The organism is Candidatus Symbiopectobacterium sp. NZEC127 (assembly GCF_025962675.1).
Lineage (GTDB): Bacteria > Pseudomonadota > Gammaproteobacteria > Enterobacterales > Enterobacteriaceae > Symbiopectobacterium.
In genome coordinates, this window is sequence record NZ_JAGFPG010000049.1 from 1 (window position 1) to 602 (window position 602).

1 protein-coding gene is annotated in these 602 nt (G+C 54.2%); it reads right to left on the reverse strand.

Annotated elements, in window-relative coordinates; all coding sequences use genetic code 11:
• A partial coding sequence (locus tag J5069_RS23855) for a biotin/lipoyl-binding protein (protein ID WP_264646128.1) occupies window positions 1–602 on the reverse strand: 602 nt, incomplete at both ends.

Sequence of the window (602 nt, forward strand, 5' to 3'; positions counted from 1 at the left end):
TTCTTCGCTTATATAGCCAACCACCTGTCCCTGCGTAGGTTCCACCACTCGTAGTAATGGCGTATCCATCGTTAGCCAGCGTCCTGCTGTCATGTCCCGTGCGAGATCGCGTACCACACCTGCTTGCGGTGCCCGAATCGTTAAGCGTTGACGCTGTGCTGCTAACCCGCGATAGCGTGCCAGCGCCTCAGCTAACTGCCGATCCATGACCTGAATTTCACTTGCAGTTTCCTGTCGTGCCGCTCCACGCTGTCGCTGCTGCTGTAACTGGGTGATACGCTGGCGCTCAATATCGAGACGATAATCCAGATCGACTGACGTCAGCTCCAGCAGAATGTCTCCGATATCCACCCGCTGACCATCTGTAACGTGTAGCTGGTTAACCTGCGCCGGTACCGGACTATAGAGGGTACTGACCTTCTCGGCTTCCAAAACGGCAGGAATGTGGATACTGCCACCCCATGGATAGAGCAAGATAAACAAGAGGGCCGAGCACAGTAGGGCACTGCGCAAAAAAGCGATAGGGTGTATTGATTTGCGCATTGCCCACCAGGCATAGGCTTCTTTGGCTATTGGTAGCGCGATAAACCAGACGATCTCAA